Raw genomic sequence first — 17504 nt, 5'->3', positions numbered from 1 at the left:
GATGAAATCAAGTAGCTCCTTATTTCCCTTTTGCACGCCAATACCGATAAAATCGGGCTTACCGAAGTTTTGAAACGGCACTTCGAGCGTATCGTCCACGACGGCGTAGGCTAGCACCGTGATATTTAGATTGACGTATCCATCAGCCTTACCGTCACGGATCATCGCGTAGCATTCGCTTGTGCTTTTGCAGTAGCTTACGTTGCTAAATTTCTCTTTTTTGAGGTAATTATCTACGGTCGTGCCCTCTTCGGTTATGAGCCTCATATCACGCAAACGCGATATATCTTTGATGGCGTCTGCTTTGCGAGTTAGTACGCCGAGATTGGTCGAAAAATACGGCATCGAGAAGTCTACATGATTTTTGCGCGCCGAATCAATGACGAAGGTAGCTGCGACCATATCGACTTTATTATTGACTAGATATGAGACGCGATCGGCGGCGCTTAGAGAGACAAACTGCACTTCGCCTTGTTTGGCACCGAAAATCGCCTTTGCGATCGCATTGGCAAGCTCGATCTCAAAGCCTTCAAATTTACCGCCGCTAATCTCGCTAAAAGGCGGTCTGCCATCTCTGACGCCGACTCTGATGACGCCGCTATTTCTGATCTCTTGCAACGTGTTTGCAAAAAGCCCCGCACAAAGCAAGATCAAAGTAAAAAGTAGTTTCATTTGCCGCTCCTTTGTTTAGGTTATTTACGGCTAATTCTAGCGAAATTAAAATCAAAAGGCGCTTTTTTGAGCTAAATTTATTTGCCGTTTGCTTTTTATGAAATTTCAAGACGCCGTTAAATTTAGCCTTAGATTTGATATAATCGCGCAAAATTTAAGCGAGGGCAATATGAAAAATTTTATCTTTTTGTGGCTTTTACTTGCGGACTGCGCTTTCGGCGCCGCTAAGGATGGCCCGAGAGTTTCTGCTTCACAGCAAGCAGAGTCAAATTTATCGCAGCCAAATTTTGAAATTTTTTACGATGAAAATGCTAGCGATGCGCAGATAGATGCGGGCTTGGACGCACTTTTAGCCTTCGCGGCGCAAAACAGGGGCAGGATCGACGAGGATTTCGGGGAGTTTAAAGATAGAATTTTCACCGCTTTCATTTTTAATCCGAAGGTGCTGCGAAATTCAAAATTCGACTTCGAGCGGATAGAAAAAATCCTTAAATTTAAACCAAATCTCAATTACGGCGGAGACGGCGGTTATTTCTCGCCGCTAAAGCTCGCGATCTTTTTCGGCTCGAAATTTAGCGGCGAGACAGCGAAGCTTTATCACTTTGATAGCGCCGATGCGATGCGGCTTTTAGAGCTTTTAGTACAAAACGGCGCGGACGTCAAAGCTGACGGATTGCTGCTAGATGCGGTATCGAACGATAATTTCGCGGCGTTTAAGTTCTTGATCGAAAAGGGCGGGCGAGACGCTAGCGGCGCGGTCGGCTCAATCCTTGGCAGCGAGGTGATATTTTTAAACGAACATAATATATCGTCGATCATCGGGATTGATGCGCCGCCGCCGAAGCAGATGCGGGAGTTTACGGCGAGCGAGGAATTTAAAAAATTTAGCGCCGAGAGGCTGCGCTACTTGGATGAAATTTTAAAATTCCAAAGCTTTGCCGATCTCGATCGCAGGCATCTTGAGGGCTTTATTAAGTTTGTATCTATGCTAGACGACGACGCTGCGGCGGAGTTTTTGCTCTCTCGCGGCCTTTGCGAGCAGAAGGAGCTTTGCGAACTTTTAGAGGAGAGAGCAAAAAGATACGACGCTGTAAAAATTTCTAAAATTTTAAGCCGCAAAGAGAAGTAAATTTTAAAATTTGAGTGGCTACGGCGTGGCAAGCGGATAAAATCGCTATTATAATTGTATCAGTCGTAGCCGCCCTACTTTGTCATTTAACGCGAGCAAAAAAGCAAAATTTGTTCCGCCTAACCTACCCTCCTCCGCTTATCAAACAGCTCGCTATTAAGTTCATTCGAGATAAATTTTAATGTATTTGCCAAATAGCGCGACGGCAGAGGTAAATTTTAAAATTTAATCAATATAAAGGACAAATTTAAGTGCCATTGTTATATAATTTATCTTATTTTTTAAAAAGGAGTTTGAGATGACTTTTATGGAGTCTGTTCGCACTTGTCTCAAAGAGAATTATTGCAATTTTGAGGGGCGTGCACCACGTTCAGAGTACTGGTGGTTTGCATTATTTGCGGCACTTTTAGGAATCGTAACGTTAGTATTGGATGGCTTTTTAGGCACCTATGCCGTTACGAGTTCCGGTAGAATGATCGGTTTCATTAACTCAATCTTTTTATTGGCAATACTTTTACCTTCTATCGCCGTAGCGGTAAGGCGCCTGCACGATACCGATAGAAGCGGCTGGTTTTATCTGTTAATTTTTATCCCGATAATAGGTTCGATCGTATTGATCGTATTTTTTATCCAGCAAGGCACTAACGGAGGCAACCGCTTTGGAGACGATCCGTTGCGACCCGCAAGCAGAGGCTCGATTTTTTAAACGCAGCTTTGTAGCACACATAAGCTTTGCAAATAAGCTAAATTTAGGGCTAATTCCATTTTGGTTTTAGCCCTTTTTACTAGGCGGTTTCGCTCAAAATAGCCTTTTGTGTTTAAATTTAGACCGCCGCGCAGATTCAGACTATAAAATTTTAATCCTATTGCCCTTTAATTTCACGATCTTTTTGTCGTTTACGAGCTTCGTAATCGCCTGAGAGACGTTTTGGCGAGGCGCACCGAGCAGGCTTGCCAGCGTCATTATATTAAAGGGAAGCTCCACGATCTTATCTGCGTTTGCAATGCGATTTAAGAAATTTAAAATCCGCGTCTGGATTTTCGCAAAGACGATCTCTTTAATTAGAATCCGTTGCGAGTAGATATTTTTAATAAGCGCGTTTATGATCGAGCTTGAAAACTCGTCTCCAAGCAGCTCAAAAAGCTCCGAGATGTTGATCTGTAGCGTCTCGCAGTCGCTTAAAATTTCAAGGCTAGTATTTTTATCCAAGCAGACGTAGGCGCCGCTTTTTACGAAGCTAAAGATAAATTCCTTGCCGTTTTCGTAGCAGTTTAGCTTCGCTCTGCCGCGCAGCAGAATGATAAATTTAAACTTCTGCGCGTAGATCACGTCGCCGCGAGCGTAGCTCTCGCGCCTAAATTTAGCAATCCGCTCCCTACTTAAAAAGTCGAATTTCTCGCTGTAATCGTTATTTAGTCTATCTATCATAGCAGCTCTTTGCATAAAATTTCACGTAAATTTTACATAAAAAGGATAAATTCGTCGCAATCGCGACAAATTTAAATTTATCTTTGATTTATAATTCGCGTTAAAGACAACCCAGAAAGGATACTTTATGAGGAAAATTTTTATCTCATTTATCTGTGCGTGTTCGCTTTTCGGCGGAGAGGTAATCTCTAAAACCACGGCGATCTCGCAGGACGGAAAAACTATCGGCGAGGCTGAAATTTTAACGCCGATCGAGGTAATATCCAGCGATGGCGGCGTTACCAAGATTAAAATTAAAGGCGTCGTGAGCGAAAACTATCAGCTTCAAATACAAAAAAATATGAAGGAGGCTGAAATTTATGCGATTTTTACGAACGAAGCCGAAGCAAATTTTAAAAAGGGCAAAAAGCTCGAGGACGATTACGGCGAGATCTGGTATGAGGTCGAGGGGATTTACGAGATCGGCTCGGATGCCGTAGCTAAGGACGCTAAGGCGCTTTATGCGGAGGCAAAGACAAACTACGAGCAGATCTGCTCGGCGTGTCACCGCCTGCATGAGCCAAAGAGTTTCACGGCAAATCAGTGGCCTGCAAATTTACAAGAGATGATCAATGCAAACTACGTAGCGCTCGAGGGTGACGAGCTAAATTTGATCATAAAATACCTACAACACAACGCAAAAAAACCTGAATGATAAAGGAGATCAGATGAAAAGGCGAGACTTTTTAAAGGCAGGGATTTTAGGCGCAAGCGTGGCAAACGCTAGCAGGATCGAGGGGGTCACGCAGACGATTTTTGATAACAAAAAGGTATTCGGCGCAAATAGATTCGGCACTTTTTGGCTAAATTTAAACTCATCGCAGATCGTTTCGGTAAGCGATTTCGAAGGCGATAAATTTCCAAACACGATGAATTACAGCCTGCCCGATTCCGTGCAGAACGAAAACCGCGTGCTATATCCGATGGTGCGCAAAAGCTATTTAAAGGCAAAAGGCGCGGCAAAGAGCGAACTGCGCGGTAAAGAGGAGTTCGTACGCGTTAGCTGGGACACAGCCCTTGATCTAGCGGCGAAGGCTTTGAAAGAAAATTTCGACAAATACGGCGCCGAGGCGATCTACGGCGAGTGCTACTGGTGGGGCGGCAGCGGCAAGATCGGCTGGGGACGCACCGTAGCGCACCGAATGCTTAAAATTTTAGGCGGCTACGTAGAGGAAAGCGGCGATTACTCCACCGGCGCAGGGCTCGTTATCATGCCTCACGTGCTGGGCTCAAGCGCCGTTTACGACGCGCCTACTACGTGGAAAGCGATCGTCAAAAACGCCAAAAACGTCGTATTTTGGGCGACCGATCCTGCGGTAACCAATCAAATTTCATCCATTCCGCCTACGCACGACGGCTACATCGGCATGCAAGAGCTTAAAAAATCGGGCATCAAAACTTATAGCGTAAACGTGATGAGAAACGACACCGCGCGTTACTTCGGCAGCGAAGATATCATCGTGCGCCCAAACACCGACACCGCGCTCATCATCGGTATGTGCCATTATCTCTTTACGAACAACCTCTACGACGAGGAATTTATCAAAAAATATACCGTCGGATTTAATAAATTTAAAGCGTATTTTCTAGGCGAGAGCGATAAAATCGTAAAGGACGCAGCTTGGGCGAGCAAAATTTGCGGGCTTAGCGAGGAGACTATTGCGAAATTTGCTACGGCGCTTGCAAAGGAGCCGAGCACGATTTTAATCGGTCGCGGTTTGCAACGCGCCGATCACGGCGAGCAGCCTTTCTGGGCGCTCGTGGCGCTTAATGCGATGCTAGGACATATCGGCAAGGAGGGGCTCGGCTTTGAATTTAGTCTAGGATACGACTCTGCGGGCGCTACGAATAAGGTGGCTCCGATTTTAAAGGGACTTAGCACTCGTATAGATGAAAAATATGAAAACACGGGCTCTGCGCCTTGGAAAAACGCGAAAAACATCACCATCCCGTCCTCTCGCAGCATAGAGGCGCTGGAGCATCCGGGCAAGCAGATCGATTATGACGGCACTAAAATCAAGCTGCCGCATATGAGAGTCGCATATATGGCGTGCGGATCGATGTTCACGCGCCATCAAGACGTGAATAATATCGTCAAGCAGTGGCGTAAATTTGACACCGTCATTACCGCCGAGCCTTACTGGACGAGCACGGCGAAGCTTAGCGACATCGTGCTTCCCGTCGCGATCGAGGTCGAGCGCAACGACATCAACCAAACGGGCGCTACGGGCGAATATATAGTCGCTTACAGGCCTGCAATCGAGCCAATGGGCGAGAGCAAGAGCGACTTTTGGATCTGCGAGCAGATCTGCAAGCGCTGGGGATATGGCGAGGTCTTTAGCGAGGGCAAGGATGAGCTAGGCTGGATGAAGGAATTCTACGCCGATGCCGTAGAGCAAGCTAAAGGCCTAAATATAACGATGCCTAGCTTCGAGGAATTTTACGACAAAGGCTTCGTGCGCTTTGAAAAGGACGACGAGAGCAGCGCGCTATATACGCGCCTTGCGGCATTCCGCGAAAATCCCGCCAAAAATCGCCTCGGCACGCCGTCCGGCAAGATTGAGCTTTACTCGCCCGTAATCGCCAAGATGGGCTATGCCGACTGCCCGCCGATGCCTACTTGGATCGAACCGAAAGAGTGGCTAGGCGATGCGAAAAAGACGGCGAAGTATCCGATCCACGTCGTTAGCCCGCACTCTCGCTACCGCCTGCACAGCCAGCTAAACAACTCGATCATCAGAAATTTCGCCGAGGTTAGCGGCAGAGAGCCGGTGCTGATAAATCCAAAAGACGCCAAAGCGCGCGGGCTTGCGAACGGCGACATCGTGCGCGTTTTTAACGACCGCGGAGAAATTTTAGCGGGCGTGCTCGTTACCGACATCGTGCCCGAGCGCGTCGCAGCGATCTGCGAGGGCGCGTGGTACGATCCCGAGGTTTGGGGCGAGAAAAGCCTCTGCCAGCACGGCTGCGTAAACGTACTTACGTTTGACAAAGGCACGTCAAGTCTCGCGCAAAGCAACTCGGCTCACACCGTGCTAGCTCAAATTGAGAAATTTAAGGGAGAGATTAAACCTATAACGGCGTTTAGTAAACCTAAAATCCTACAATCCTTGTAGCGCGTTGTCTTTTGAGCGCTTTTTGCGGAGCTAGTAAAATTTCGGCTCAATGAACTATGTGTTCTATCTACGCCGAAATTTTACGTCGCAACCACAAAAATCATCTCAAAATACTTCCGCTTGTCTTTTTGTGCTCAAATTTGGTGAAAATTTGAGCACAATTTACTTCTTTTGTGTGCGTCAAATTTGAATGTAAATTTTGCTCAGGTTAGAAACTCTGCTAAAATTCGTTCAAATTTAACCCAAAGGCAGCGCCGTGCAAATCCCGAATTTGATCCGAAATTTTATCCGCAAACGCATAGTTTCGGAGTGCATTTTGCTGCCGTTTTTCTATCCTGACGAGGGCGAGTTTGAGAGTTTTCAGGAGGGGGTATAGGCTCGCTAGCCGCAAAACGAGCGAGGAGCTAGCAAACGACGCACCCAAGCAGTGGCGCAAGAGTTGGCGGGTCATCGCGCGTAACGGCATGGACGATCCGTTTTTCGTGGATTTTGCTCTTGGGGATGCCTCACCCGTTTACTTCGCCTATCACGGCGCGGGCTTTTGGGAGGCGATAAAGGTTGCGGACGACATCGTTAAATTTGAAGAAATTTTAACTGCACTTGCCGCGCTTGAGCCGCCTTGCTCTATTGAGCTGATCGCGCCGCTTGCGGATTTAAACAACGAATTTTATCGCGAGCTGGTGGACGACTACGCGCAGCAAGATGAAGCACGCGAGGAGCCGGGATATAAATATTTCAGCGTTTTCATCGAGAACTTGGGTGCCGATAAGGTAAAAACGCTCGTGTTTTTAAAGAAAATTTTTGACGACGAGAGCTTTGCGACGACCAAAGATAGGACGCAAAATTTGCCGCTTTGCGTATTTAGCGGCATAGAGGAGCTGGCGCTGCCGTTGCAAGACAAACTTGCCTCGCTCGGAATTAAATTTTACGCACAGGAGATCTCTTTTAGCGAATTTATCGCGCGGAGTGGCTAAGCAGGTAAATTTAAAATTTCAACTCCCGCTATAGCTAAATTTAAAATCTAGCGGCGAGTAATCCTATAAATTTTGTTTTCATCCGCTTGCTATCGCAGTGCGTTAATAGCTTTGCGTACGCTGGAGCGAAAATTAAAGCGTAAAATCAAAATATAAAATTGAAGTAGAATTTTAAGCGCCCTACTTCGTTTTTTACTTGCAGTAGGGCGAATTTGCTTAAAGTAGTGAACTAAAGCGAGGCGAAAATTATCCAAACCTTGGATCTATTATCTTGCTCAGTTAGAGCAGCTGTTGCGAGCGACGAGCTCCGCAAAATCTAGCGCTGCGTCGTAGTCGGGCTCAGAGGCTATGTCGCTTACGAGCTCTTTATAAACCACGACGCCTGCGGTATCTATGACGAAGATTGCTCTGGCGCTAAGACCTGCCAATGCGCCGCTGGCGATGAGGGTGCCGTAGTGGCGGCAAAATTCCTTATCGCGGAAATCGCTTGCAACGCGTAGATTTTTTATCCCTTCAGTCGTACAAAACCTCCCCATCGCAAATGGTAAATCCATCGAAACGACGATTACTTCGGTGTTAGGAAGCGATGCAGCGCGCTCGTTGAACTTACGTGCCTCCGTCGCGCAGACGGGCGTATCTAGCGATGGCACAGCGACGATGATTTGCACGTGCTTGCCGCTAGCGATCTCGATTTCGCTTAGATCTTGAGCTACTAAGCGCACTTGTGGCGCGCGATCGCCTAGATTTATCTCTTGCCCGCTTAGCTCTACAGGCTTTCCTTGAAATGTTACTTTTGACATTTTTGTCCTTTGTTTTGAATTTGTAGCGGCGAATATACAAAAATTCCTTAAATTTCAGGTAAAATTGCTTTAAAAATCAAGGAGAGTAGATGGGCGAAGATATTTGGGGCGGCAGCAGTAATCCTGCGTCGCTAGCCAGCATAAGACGTAAAAGTGGCGAAGAGAGAAAGCCCTTGGATGAGAAGCCACAGGAGCAATCTGAGAATTTAGATTTAGCGCAAGAAGAACTTACGGCGGATGATACTATAGAGCAAAATTCCACTTTTACAAAACATAATTTCACACCACAAAATTCTGCGGAGCAAAATTTAACTTTTGCAGCTCAAGGCTTGGATGAAGAAAATTCTATTTTACGAGATTCTGCTGCGACAGGCTCTAGCGAGCAAGATTCTAACGGCAAAGGCTTGAATTCTACCGAGAATGCCGCAAACTCGCAGAATTTCGCAGGACAGAATTCCACTTGGCAAAATTTAGCTTTCTCAAATTCCGATAGAATTAACTCTACGCAAAGCTCAGCTAAGGCTTACGATCTAAATAAAGCCTACGCGTTTTATATGTTCCTAGGGCCTTTCGGTGCGCATAGATTTTATCTTGGGCGTATAATTTCCGCGATTTTTCAGCTTTTAGGCGGGCTGCCATTTCTTATCTGGCTTTTTTTAGTAGTGGTTACTGTTATGTGGACGAGTATAGAAGGTAACGATCTGTTGGCGCTTATAAACTCATCTCGTCCGGATTTGGGCGTGCAAGCATCAGACCTAAAGGATATAGAACAGGGCTTTTTTCATTTTATGGTTATTTTCTCGGTGCCCAATGTTTTGTTTTTAATCTGGCTTGTTAGCGACTTTTTTAGGTTGCCTGAAATGGTGCGAAAGCTAAATGTATCCGTAGGCGCGGGAGCAATCCTGTATGTTTATGCGGATGACGCTAAAGAGCAGAGCGAAAATCTATCTACTGCCAAAACTACCCTTTACATAGCGTTTGGGCTTGAGGCGTTAAATGCGGTAGGCAGATATATCAAGAATGTAGATAAAGTGGGTGCGTTGGAGGGCGTCGGACTTATATCTATGATATGCCTAGCTGTAGGGTTATATTTTTTAGCGCGGGCAATACGCAGCACGGATCTGCTATCAAACGCCGTGCTAGTCGGGGTTTCCTCGGCTATAAGCGCAGTAAGCACTATATTTGTAGGATTTGAATTGTTTAAACCATCAGTTTTTATGATAAGCATTTATTGTGTATGCACAGCGGTATATCTGATCTATCAGCTGCTAGTTAGTAAAGAGCTTTACGATTGCAGCGGAGAGAAGAACTATCTAAGAGCGTTTTATGTTATTGCAGCTACGGAGATAGTAACTCTAGTCTTGATAGCGCTTGACTCACAGCTTTTCGCCTTAGTATTTGCCATAGGGTGGTTAGCTTCGGTAATTCTAAATGTTTCGGCGGTTTATGGCACTAGGGAGGTTACCGCTTCAAAAGGCGGCTACGGCCTAGTGCATCTGGCGTATCACGTAAGGCAGATGAATAGGCGGGAGTTTTAGGTATTTAAATTTAAGGGGCGATTAGTATAATCCTACATTATTTTAAAAAAGGAGTTTTTAAATGACTTTTATGGAGTCCGTGCAAACTTGCGTCAAGCAAAAATACGCCGCATTTAGCGGGCGAGCATCAAGGTCGGAGTACTGGTGGTTTTTTCTATTTACCGTGCTTGGCGGGATTGTTTTGAGCTTGATAGATGGCGTTTTAGGCACTACGATAGGGTACAATCAAATAATAGCCGGCAAAATCGTCCATCAAGAAATCGGCATTATAGATGCGCTTTTTCAGCTAGCTATGCTCGTGCCAGCCATTGCCGTATCGGTCAGGCGACTACATGACACCGATAGAAGCGGCTGGTTTTTTCTGCTTATTTTAACGCCGATCGTGGGTGCTTTTTTCGGCGATATCGGGCTTTTGGTATCATTTGTGGGTTGGATAGTGCTGCTTGTGTTTTTCGTGCAGCGCGGCGATAGCGGGTCCAATCGCTTCGGATACGATCCGCTATGATACAGCTCTAAACTTTGCGGAATTTTAGAATTCTAAAATTCCGTGCAGATAAAATTTTTTGTATCACCACGCAAAATTCTACGCATAAGCACTTTGTAGCGCTAAATTTTTCTTCAAATAAGCTTTGGAAATCCTCTTTAATTGATTGCCATTATCTGTAACTTAGAATTTTTATATTATAATGGCTCTTAAAATTTTATTTACGAAAGGGTAAAAATGAAGGAAAAAATCGAGGCGCTGTTTGCGCAAAATCCTAAAATTTCGATCGCGCAGATCTGCAAAGAGCTAGGCGCGAAGGAGATCGACGTCTTGCTAAACTTGCCCGAGCGCTTCGGCAAGAGCGCGGGCGGCGAGAAATTCTGCGAGATCATTAGGGAGCTTGAAGGCTGGGGCGAGGTGCTTTTCGTAAAAAATACGCCGAGCTTCATCATCGAGTTTAAAACCAAGATCCCAAGCGGCAAGAGCGCGCGTGGATTTTATAATTTCGGCATGGGCGCAAACGGCGATGAGGCGCACGGGCTGGGCATTTTAGCGGGTCATCTAAAGACGGATGAGATCGATAAGATCATTCTCGTGACGCAGACTTTCATGGGGATGCTCTCGAAATTCGTGGGCTTTTACGACAAAGCGGGCGAGAATATCTTTAAAATTTACGTCTCGCGCGATGAGAAAGGACAGCTTCTAGCCGAGCAAGACGCGAAATTTGAGGCGCTAAAAGCCGCGATTTAGCGCTAGCACGAGATTAATTTTGCCCTGCTCGCGTATCGCTTGCTTAACGGCGCTTTGAAATTCTGCGCGGTGCTAGGCAAGCGCTTTAAGTTCGCCAATAAGACTTTGGGCAAATTTTAAAATTATCGTTGATGATGAAATTCCAAACTCGCCTTTTTGCTATTTTGCATCTTAAGGGCGTTTGGAATTTCACGAGCCCGGCTCACGCCTACTTTATCTGAAGCGGAATTTTGCCGCTTCAGATAGATATTCTTTTAAATTTTATTTCAACAATTTACTACTAAATTTTCAAAAATTTTATTTATATTGTCTTTGTATTGCGTATCGTCAAATTCCAAATTATTATTAGCAATTTTCCGCCCGGTAATATCTCCAAGCTCCATAAGGTACTGCTTGAGCTTTTCTAAAAATTTATCTACGTTCGCCTTTTTATCGGAGTCCCACTCGTCTGAGCCAAAATGAATATACGCAATAATTTTTTTGCTTTTAAGATAATATTTCGGTTGATAAATTCCCGATTTCGGAAAATATCTCGACACTTCCCCGCTCAAACAAAGGCAAATATCGATCTTTTTTAGCGATTCCATTTCAAAATCGCTAAAAACCCTTTTAATCTCTTGCCTTGCCGCTCTTATAATATCCGGCATATAGATCGGCACATCATCCACCCCGCCGATAACGGCATTTATGCTAAATTTCACACGGCACCTCGTCCTTAAATTATAAAGTGATATTATTCAAAATTTTGGCTCATTATATCATCTTCATAATATTTATTGGGTGCTGGAGCTACGGAGTTTTGAAATCGATATATTTTTTATCAAAATAGACCCGAATGAAGATTAAATTTTATAAAATCTACCATTTTAATTTCATATCTCAAAAACGTTTCGCCGTTACGCAAAGAGCGTCAAATTTTAAAATTGAAATTTTATACGTTAAGCTTAAAGCTTATTAAACTCCGATATTTAGGGCAATGTAGACCTGAAATTTTATCTTTTACTGCTATAATTCTCTCATAAATTTAAATCTTAAGATTAAAAAGTATTCTTAAGAATTTTATAAGACGGAGGAGATCTTGAATAGATTGATCTTAAAGATTTACGCGTGGCAAAATACCGCTACGCCGTGGTTTTGGCTCTTTGTGATAAGCGCAGGGTATCTTGCGGCATCGTATTTTTTCTTTCAGCGCTACCTTTTTATGTCGCCTACGCAGACGAGCGCTCTCGTGCGTCTGGGCTTTGCCGTAGCGGGCGTGGGCGCGCTCATCGGCTTGCTGCTGCCGTTTGGCTTCATAGCAAGGCTCGTTGCTTACGCGCTTGGCTTTGCGGGCGCGATATACGGCTATTTACAAAGCTCCGCGCCGCACCCTGTCGCAGATACTGCAAATTGCCTCGCCGCACCCGCATTTCCTTTTGCGGCGCCGCTTGATAGCCTGCTGCCGGAGCTATTTCGCCCCGCAAGCTGCACGGGCACTCCGTCCTTTCCCGTAGGCACCGCGCTTAGCGATGTGCAGAGCTTTTTCGGCGGATTTTACGGCGAGGGATTTTATCTGGTGCCGAGCATAAAATTTGCAGACGCGGCGCAGTGCGCGCAGGTAGCGTTTGCGGCATTCGCGGCTGTTTTAGTCGTGATGTTTGTGGGCTTTTTATACGGCAGATTTACGAGAAGTTTTTAAAATTTTAAGAAAGGATAAGCATGAAGTTTTTAAATTCTATTGCGGCTGCGGCGGCTCTTGCGGCTACGATCGCAAGCTGTGCAAACGCCGAGGTTAAGGCGGGCGAGACGCTTTACGGCACGGTGCTAAAGCAGGTAAGCGTAAGCGGCGATTTGTCGCATAAGGACGGCAGGCTGCTGCCCACAAACGCCATAGAAGTCTTGGAGGTTAAGGACGGAGTGGTGAAATTTTCGCTCACAGGCTATCAAAATCCAAAGGCGCCCAACGTTATTTATTTTACGCCTAAAGCGCGCATAATCGCGATGGCGTTTTCGAAGCAGGCTAAATTTCAAAGTGAGAGCTTGGGCGAAGAGGACGGCTTTAATAAGGTTAAGATAACCGCCTACACCGACGAGGGCGCGCTAAGCGGCGATGTGGATAAAATTTTCGCGGGCGCTAAGGAGAAATTCGAAGCCTCGTGTAGCGTCTGTCACGCTCTGCATCAGCCCGCTAGCTACGAAGCAAACAGATGGCCGGGCTACATTAAATCGATGCTCTCGCGTACGCCTATTAGCAAGGACGAGAGCTGGGCGGTGGTGCAATATTTACAAAAGCACTCCAAGGACGTAAATTTAAAGGATATGAAATGAAAAGACGAAATTTTTTAAAGCTCGGCGCGGCGGTCTCGGCGCTTCCGCTCATCCCAAGCTCGATGCTTGCGGCGGATAAACTCACCGCGCTTAAGAAAAACGGCGAAATTTTAACCGCGGCGCGGTGGGGAATTTTAAAAGCGAGCGTCAAAAACGGCAAGATCGTAAAGTCCGCGCCGTGGAAGATCACCTCTAAAATTCCCAATACGCTTCAAAATACGATGGCGGATCTCGTTTATAACACGCGCATCAAGGCGCCGATGGTGCGAAAATCCTATCTCGCCGATCCCGATAATCCTAAGCCAGAGCTTCGCGGACTTGACGAATGGGTCGAGGTAAAATATGAAGACGCGATCAAGCTCGTCGCGCGCGAGCTTAAAAAGACGCGCGAGCAAAAGGGCGCGGACTCGGTGTTTGCCGGCAGCTACGGCTGGCAGAGCACGGGCAACGTGCATGTCTCAAGGACGCTGCTTCATAGATTTATGAACTTAACCGGCGGTTTTACGGGCGTCACGGGCGATTACTCCACGGGCGCGGCTCAGGTCATCATGCCGCACGTAACGGGCTCAAATCAGGTCTATGAGCAGCAAACCTCGTGGCCCGTGGTGCTTGAAAACTCCAAAGTAGTGGTCTTTTGGGGGCTCAATCCGATCTCTACGCTTCGCGTGGCGTGGACGAGCTCTGACGAGCAGGGATTTAAGTATTTCGAGCAGCTAAAAAACAGCGACAAAGAGATCATCATCATCGATCCGATCAAAACCGTAAGCGGCAAGTATTTCGAAGGCAAGGCGCGATGGATCGCTCCTCGCCCTAACACCGACGTAGCGATGATGTTAGGCATGGCGCAGCACCTCTACTCGCAGGGCAAGTACGATAAGGAATTTTTACAAAACTACACCGTGGGCTTTGAAAAATTCGTGCCGTACCTCACGGGGCAGAGCGACGGCGTGGCTAAGACGCCCGAGTGGGCTAGTGAAATTTGCGGCATTAGCGCGGACGTGATCAAAGAGCTTGCGATAAAATTTTACGAAAATCGCACGATGATAATGGCGGGTTGGGGTATCCAGCGCGCTCATCATGGCGAGCAGGCGCACTGGATGATCGTGACTTTGTGCGCGATGCTAGGGCAGATCGGACTTGCAGGAGGCGGCTTCGGTTTTAGCTACCATTATGCTAACGGCGGCGCGCCTACCTGTGCGGGCAGCGTGATCGGCGGAATGAACGCGGCAAGCGTCGGCGTCGTTAAGGACGGCAAATTTTTAGGGCTTGCGCAGGATCATAAACAAGGCGGTGAAGCAGCTCAAGCATGGCTGGTAAATACGGCGAAGGTCGCTTTTCCTCTAGCTCGTATCGCGGACGCGCTACTAAATCCTGGCAAGACGATCGACGCGAATGGCGCAAAGATCACCTATCCGAAGATAGACTTCATCTACTGGGTCGGTGGAAATCCGATCGTGCACCATCAAGACACCAACACCAATATCAAGGCTTGGCGCAAGCCGCGCACCATCGTAGTGAATGAAATTTACTGGACGCCGACTGCTAAGATGGCGGACATCGTGTTTCCGACCACGACGGAGTATGAGCGCAACGACATCACGATGAGCGGAGACTACTCCAACATGCATATTATCCCGATGAAGCAGGTCGTCGCTAAGCAGCACGGCGCGAAGGACGATTATCAAATTTTTACCGACCTTTGCAAGGCTTATGCAGATGGGCTTGCCGAGGTTTATACAGACGGCGGCAAAACGGAGATGGACTGGATCAAGGAATTTTACGAAGGGGCGGCGAGCGCCGTGAACGCAAACACCGCTTTGGGTATGCAGATGCCGAGCTTTGAGCAGTGGTGGGAGAAAAACGAGCCGACGGAATTTTACGAGACGCCCGAGAGTGCCGCATACGTGAGCTTTGAGGATTTTAGAAACGATCCCGTTTTGGAGGCTTTGGGAACGCCTAGCGGGCTAATTGAAATTTACTCCGATACGATCGCTGCGATGAATTACAAAGACTGCGGCGCGCATCCGATGTGGTTCGAGCCCGTCGAGTGGCTCGGGATGAAGGATAAGCCTGCGAAATTTCACCTGCTTAGCATCCATCCGTATGACCGCTTGCATTCGCAGCAGAGCAATACCTCAAATCGCAAGAGATACGCCGTTGCGGATCGCGAGCCGGTGCTGATCAATACAGAAGACGCTAAGGAGCTCGGCATCAAGCAGGGCGATCTGGTGCGCGTATATAACGCTCGCGGCGAAATTTTAGCAGGTGCCAACGTAAGCGGCGATATAATGCGCGGCGTGGTGCAGATTTTCGAAGGCGCGTGGTACGATCCTAATGCCGAGGGGCTTTGCAAAAACGGAAATCCGAACGTGCTTACGATCGATCTTCCTACGAGCGAGCTTGCCAACGGCAATATCGCGCACACGGCGTTAGTAAATATCGAGCTTTACAAACACAAGGCGGGCGAGGATATCAAACTAACCGCGTTTATGCCGCCTAAAGGGGCGAAGTAGGAATTGGGGGGGGCGGTCTGGGGTTTAAGACTGGCTCATTGCTGGCTTGGACTAGATACGCCGATCCTCCACAGGCTTTAGTCAAGCTCGCCGTGGTTTTGCTACGGCGAGGCATATCAATTTCGACTTGCCGCGGCTTTATATAGTCGCGGCTGTGCACCGAGACCAATTTAGCTTGCCGTAGCTTCGCGACTTCAACGATAGGTCGCGGAGCTGATTTAAATTTTATAACCTTGCGCTTGCAGTGATGACTGAGTTGATTTGATTTATCGTAACTTTGAGCTGTGGCAGGCTGGAGATAACAGCAAGCAATATTTGCCTCGCCGCCTCACTCTCTATTTGCTCGTGAAATTCTCGCTAAATTTAAGAACTTGCCGCTTGGACTAAAATTTCAATCCAAACTAAAAAACCGCCTAAGCTTCCATTTAAAATTTTTCTTCGGAATTTGTGTATCACTAAAATCGTCGCTCCAAATTTCGTTTTTATCGGTGAAATAGCCGCTATTTTGAGCCTGCGGTATAAAGTCGGTCCGATCTTCTATTTTTACGTTTAGCGCCTTGAAATATTGCAGCAGCTCACGATACTCTTTTGCAGATACGGCATTTATTAAAAAGTAATTTCTGTTGTTAAATTTAACGACAAAATTTCTTTTTAACAGCCAAAGGGGCTCCGAGCTCTTTTTGAGCTTGTAAATTTTATACGGCAGGGCAAATATTAAATATAGCATTAGATGCTTTATATAAAGAGCAAGTTTGCCTATATGAACGCCTATGCTTGAATATCTATATAACTCATACGAGCTTAAATAATGGAACCTGCCGTAAGAGTTTTCTAGTTCGCATACTACGCAGAAATGAACACTAGATATATTTGCGGACGGATCGGGGGCTATTTTGGTTTCGGAAATTATGCTATCTTTCATATCTATATTTTCGACGTAGCGGATCAGGCTGTTTGAAAAATAAAAATAGCTCGGATTTTTAGAAAAATTTTGCTCCGCCGAAATTCTTAGCCGTATGAAAGAATATGTCACAAAAATTAAAGAAACGATACCGAAAGCGCTAAATTTTCCCGTAGTGCCAGTCGTAATCAGATCATAACCCAAAAGCGAAAAACCCAATATGCAAGTAAATATGCTCCAGGAAAATACATGATAGACGGTGTAATCGTTTATGATCAATGGCTCTTTGTCGTAGTCTCTCATAAATCCCCTATTTTGTAAAATTTTGGCACATTATAACGCTTTATTCTCATAACGTATTAAAATTTAAAGTCATTTTGACCATTTAAATTTGTAAGTTCGTTATTAGGTAGAATTTTAAAATTCTACCCTACTTCGCCTTCTTTGCCGTATTTTGCCAGTCGTTGCATTTACATAAATGCAACGCGATGAGTTTAAAACGAAATATGCATACTAAGCGCGATTATACATAAAAGTAGCGCCAGCGGGACATAGACAAAGCGTCCGATATCATACCAGAGCTTGCCGCGGGCCCTATCTGCGCCCAGATTGATCTCATCTAAAATTTCATTCCGCTTAATCACCCAAAACCACGATATTGCGCCGATTACCGCTCCGATCGGAATGATATAAATCGATACGAAATCCATCCACGGCCCCCATGAGCTTATCGCTTCCATACCAAGACCCGCACCCAGGCAGATCGCGCACAATAGCGCAAGCGTGAAGGCGCGGCTTAGCCTTGGAAACTTATGCATTAGCGATTCAGCGACTACTTCGAACATATTTTGA

Annotated in this window: 16 protein-coding genes and 1 pseudogene; 11 read left to right on the top strand and 6 right to left on the bottom strand. The window is 46.2% G+C overall.

Annotation, left to right across the window (positions count from 1 at the left end; genetic code table 11):
• Positions 1 to 672: transporter substrate-binding domain-containing protein (locus Q0372_RS06855; protein ID WP_298104163.1), on the bottom strand; the 672-nt coding region annotated here is incomplete at its 3' end.
• Positions 673 to 769: 97 nt separating this feature from the next.
• Between Q0372_RS06855 and Q0372_RS06850 the strand changes: the two genes are divergently transcribed.
• Together Q0372_RS06850 and Q0372_RS06845 are read left to right on the top strand one after the other, a co-directional pair.
• Positions 770 to 1801, top strand: coding sequence for a hypothetical protein (locus tag Q0372_RS06850; protein ID WP_298104161.1), 1032 nt, complete (start codon positions 770 to 772; stop codon positions 1799 to 1801).
• A gap of 298 nt (positions 1802 to 2099) precedes the next feature.
• Positions 2100 to 2507 carry a DUF805 domain-containing protein gene (locus Q0372_RS06845; RefSeq protein ID WP_298104158.1) on the top strand — a complete coding sequence of 136 codons (408 nt, stop codon included), beginning with the start codon at positions 2100 to 2102 and terminating at the stop codon, positions 2505 to 2507.
• 141 nt (positions 2508 to 2648) lie between these two features.
• On the opposite strand, the gene Q0372_RS06840 is transcribed toward Q0372_RS06845, so the two are convergent.
• Entirely contained in the window at positions 2649 to 3230 is a 582-nt protein-coding gene (locus tag Q0372_RS06840; protein ID WP_298104155.1) for a Crp/Fnr family transcriptional regulator, read from the bottom strand.
• A gap of 127 nt (positions 3231 to 3357) precedes the next feature.
• Between Q0372_RS06840 and Q0372_RS06835 the strand changes: the two genes are divergently transcribed.
• The 3 genes from Q0372_RS06835 to Q0372_RS06825 all read left to right on the top strand — a co-directional run bounded on the left by Q0372_RS06835 (position 3358) and on the right by Q0372_RS06825 (position 7359).
• Positions 3358 to 3924, top strand: a complete 567-nt coding sequence (locus tag Q0372_RS06835) for a hypothetical protein (RefSeq protein ID WP_298104152.1) — start codon at positions 3358 to 3360, stop codon at positions 3922 to 3924.
• A gap of 13 nt (positions 3925 to 3937) precedes the next feature.
• Positions 3938 to 6385, top strand: coding sequence for a molybdopterin-dependent oxidoreductase (locus Q0372_RS06830; protein WP_298104149.1), 2448 nt, complete (start codon positions 3938 to 3940; stop codon positions 6383 to 6385).
• A 350-nt stretch (positions 6386 to 6735) separates the two neighbouring features.
• Positions 6736 to 7359, top strand: a complete 624-nt coding sequence (locus tag Q0372_RS06825) for a hypothetical protein (RefSeq protein WP_298104145.1) — start codon at positions 6736 to 6738, stop codon at positions 7357 to 7359.
• A gap of 275 nt (positions 7360 to 7634) precedes the next feature.
• Here Q0372_RS06825 and tpx read toward each other — a convergent pair whose 3' ends face one another.
• Positions 7635 to 8159: a thiol peroxidase gene (tpx, locus tag Q0372_RS06820; protein WP_298104142.1), complete on the bottom strand. Its 525-nt coding sequence runs from the start codon at positions 8157 to 8159 to the stop codon at positions 7635 to 7637.
• 89 nt (positions 8160 to 8248) lie between these two features.
• On the opposite strand from tpx, the gene Q0372_RS06815 reads away from it, so the two are divergent.
• The 3 genes from Q0372_RS06815 (at position 8249) to hutX (ending at position 10931) form a co-directional block, all read left to right on the top strand.
• Positions 8249 to 9697 carry a TM2 domain-containing protein gene (locus Q0372_RS06815; RefSeq protein WP_298104139.1) on the top strand — a complete coding sequence of 483 codons (1449 nt, stop codon included), beginning with the start codon at positions 8249 to 8251 and terminating at the stop codon, positions 9695 to 9697.
• 61 nt (positions 9698 to 9758) lie between these two features.
• Positions 9759 to 10202, top strand: a complete 444-nt coding sequence (locus Q0372_RS06810; protein ID WP_005872982.1) for a DUF805 domain-containing protein — start codon at positions 9759 to 9761, stop codon at positions 10200 to 10202.
• Between the two features lie 216 nt (positions 10203 to 10418).
• Positions 10419 to 10931 (top strand): heme utilization cystosolic carrier protein HutX, encoded by a 513-nt coding sequence (gene hutX, locus Q0372_RS06805; protein WP_298104136.1) that lies wholly within the window; start codon positions 10419 to 10421, stop codon positions 10929 to 10931.
• 266 nt (positions 10932 to 11197) lie between these two features.
• Here hutX and Q0372_RS06800 read toward each other — a convergent pair whose 3' ends face one another.
• Complete coding sequence (locus tag Q0372_RS06800; RefSeq protein ID WP_298104132.1) at positions 11198 to 11632, bottom strand: Imm12 family immunity protein; 435 nt, start codon at positions 11630 to 11632, stop codon at positions 11198 to 11200.
• A 377-nt stretch (positions 11633 to 12009) separates the two neighbouring features.
• Here Q0372_RS06800 and Q0372_RS06795 point away from each other — a divergent pair, with 377 nt between their 5' ends.
• The 3 genes from Q0372_RS06795 to Q0372_RS06785 are packed head-to-tail and all read left to right on the top strand — an operon-like array spanning position 12010 to position 15751.
• The gene (locus tag Q0372_RS06795) at positions 12010 to 12609 is read left to right on the top strand and encodes a disulfide bond formation protein B (protein ID WP_298104129.1); all 600 of its coding nucleotides are present in this window, start codon (positions 12010 to 12012) and stop codon (positions 12607 to 12609) included.
• A 20-nt stretch (positions 12610 to 12629) separates the two neighbouring features.
• Positions 12630 to 13238, top strand: a complete 609-nt coding sequence (locus tag Q0372_RS06790) for a cytochrome C (RefSeq protein WP_298104126.1) — start codon at positions 12630 to 12632, stop codon at positions 13236 to 13238.
• Positions 13235 to 15751, top strand: a complete 2517-nt coding sequence (locus Q0372_RS06785; protein WP_298104123.1) for a molybdopterin guanine dinucleotide-containing S/N-oxide reductase — start codon at positions 13235 to 13237, stop codon at positions 15749 to 15751. The genes Q0372_RS06790 and Q0372_RS06785 overlap by 4 nt, the downstream gene beginning before the upstream one ends.
• Before the next feature lie 391 nt (positions 15752 to 16142).
• Here the strand turns inward: Q0372_RS06785 and Q0372_RS06780 are convergent, their stop codons facing one another.
• The gene (locus Q0372_RS06780; RefSeq protein ID WP_298104120.1) at positions 16143 to 16955 is read right to left on the bottom strand and encodes a hypothetical protein; all 813 of its coding nucleotides are present in this window, start codon (positions 16953 to 16955) and stop codon (positions 16143 to 16145) included.
• Positions 16956 to 17146: 191 nt separating this feature from the next.
• Positions 17147 to 17504 (bottom strand): annotated as a pseudogene (locus Q0372_RS06775) (sodium-dependent transporter); the annotation flags it as partial.

This window comes from uncultured Campylobacter sp. (assembly GCF_937997405.1).
In the GTDB taxonomy this organism is placed as follows: Bacteria; Campylobacterota; Campylobacteria; order Campylobacterales; family Campylobacteraceae; genus Campylobacter_B.
This window is presented reverse-complemented; position numbering and strand designations above follow the sequence as displayed.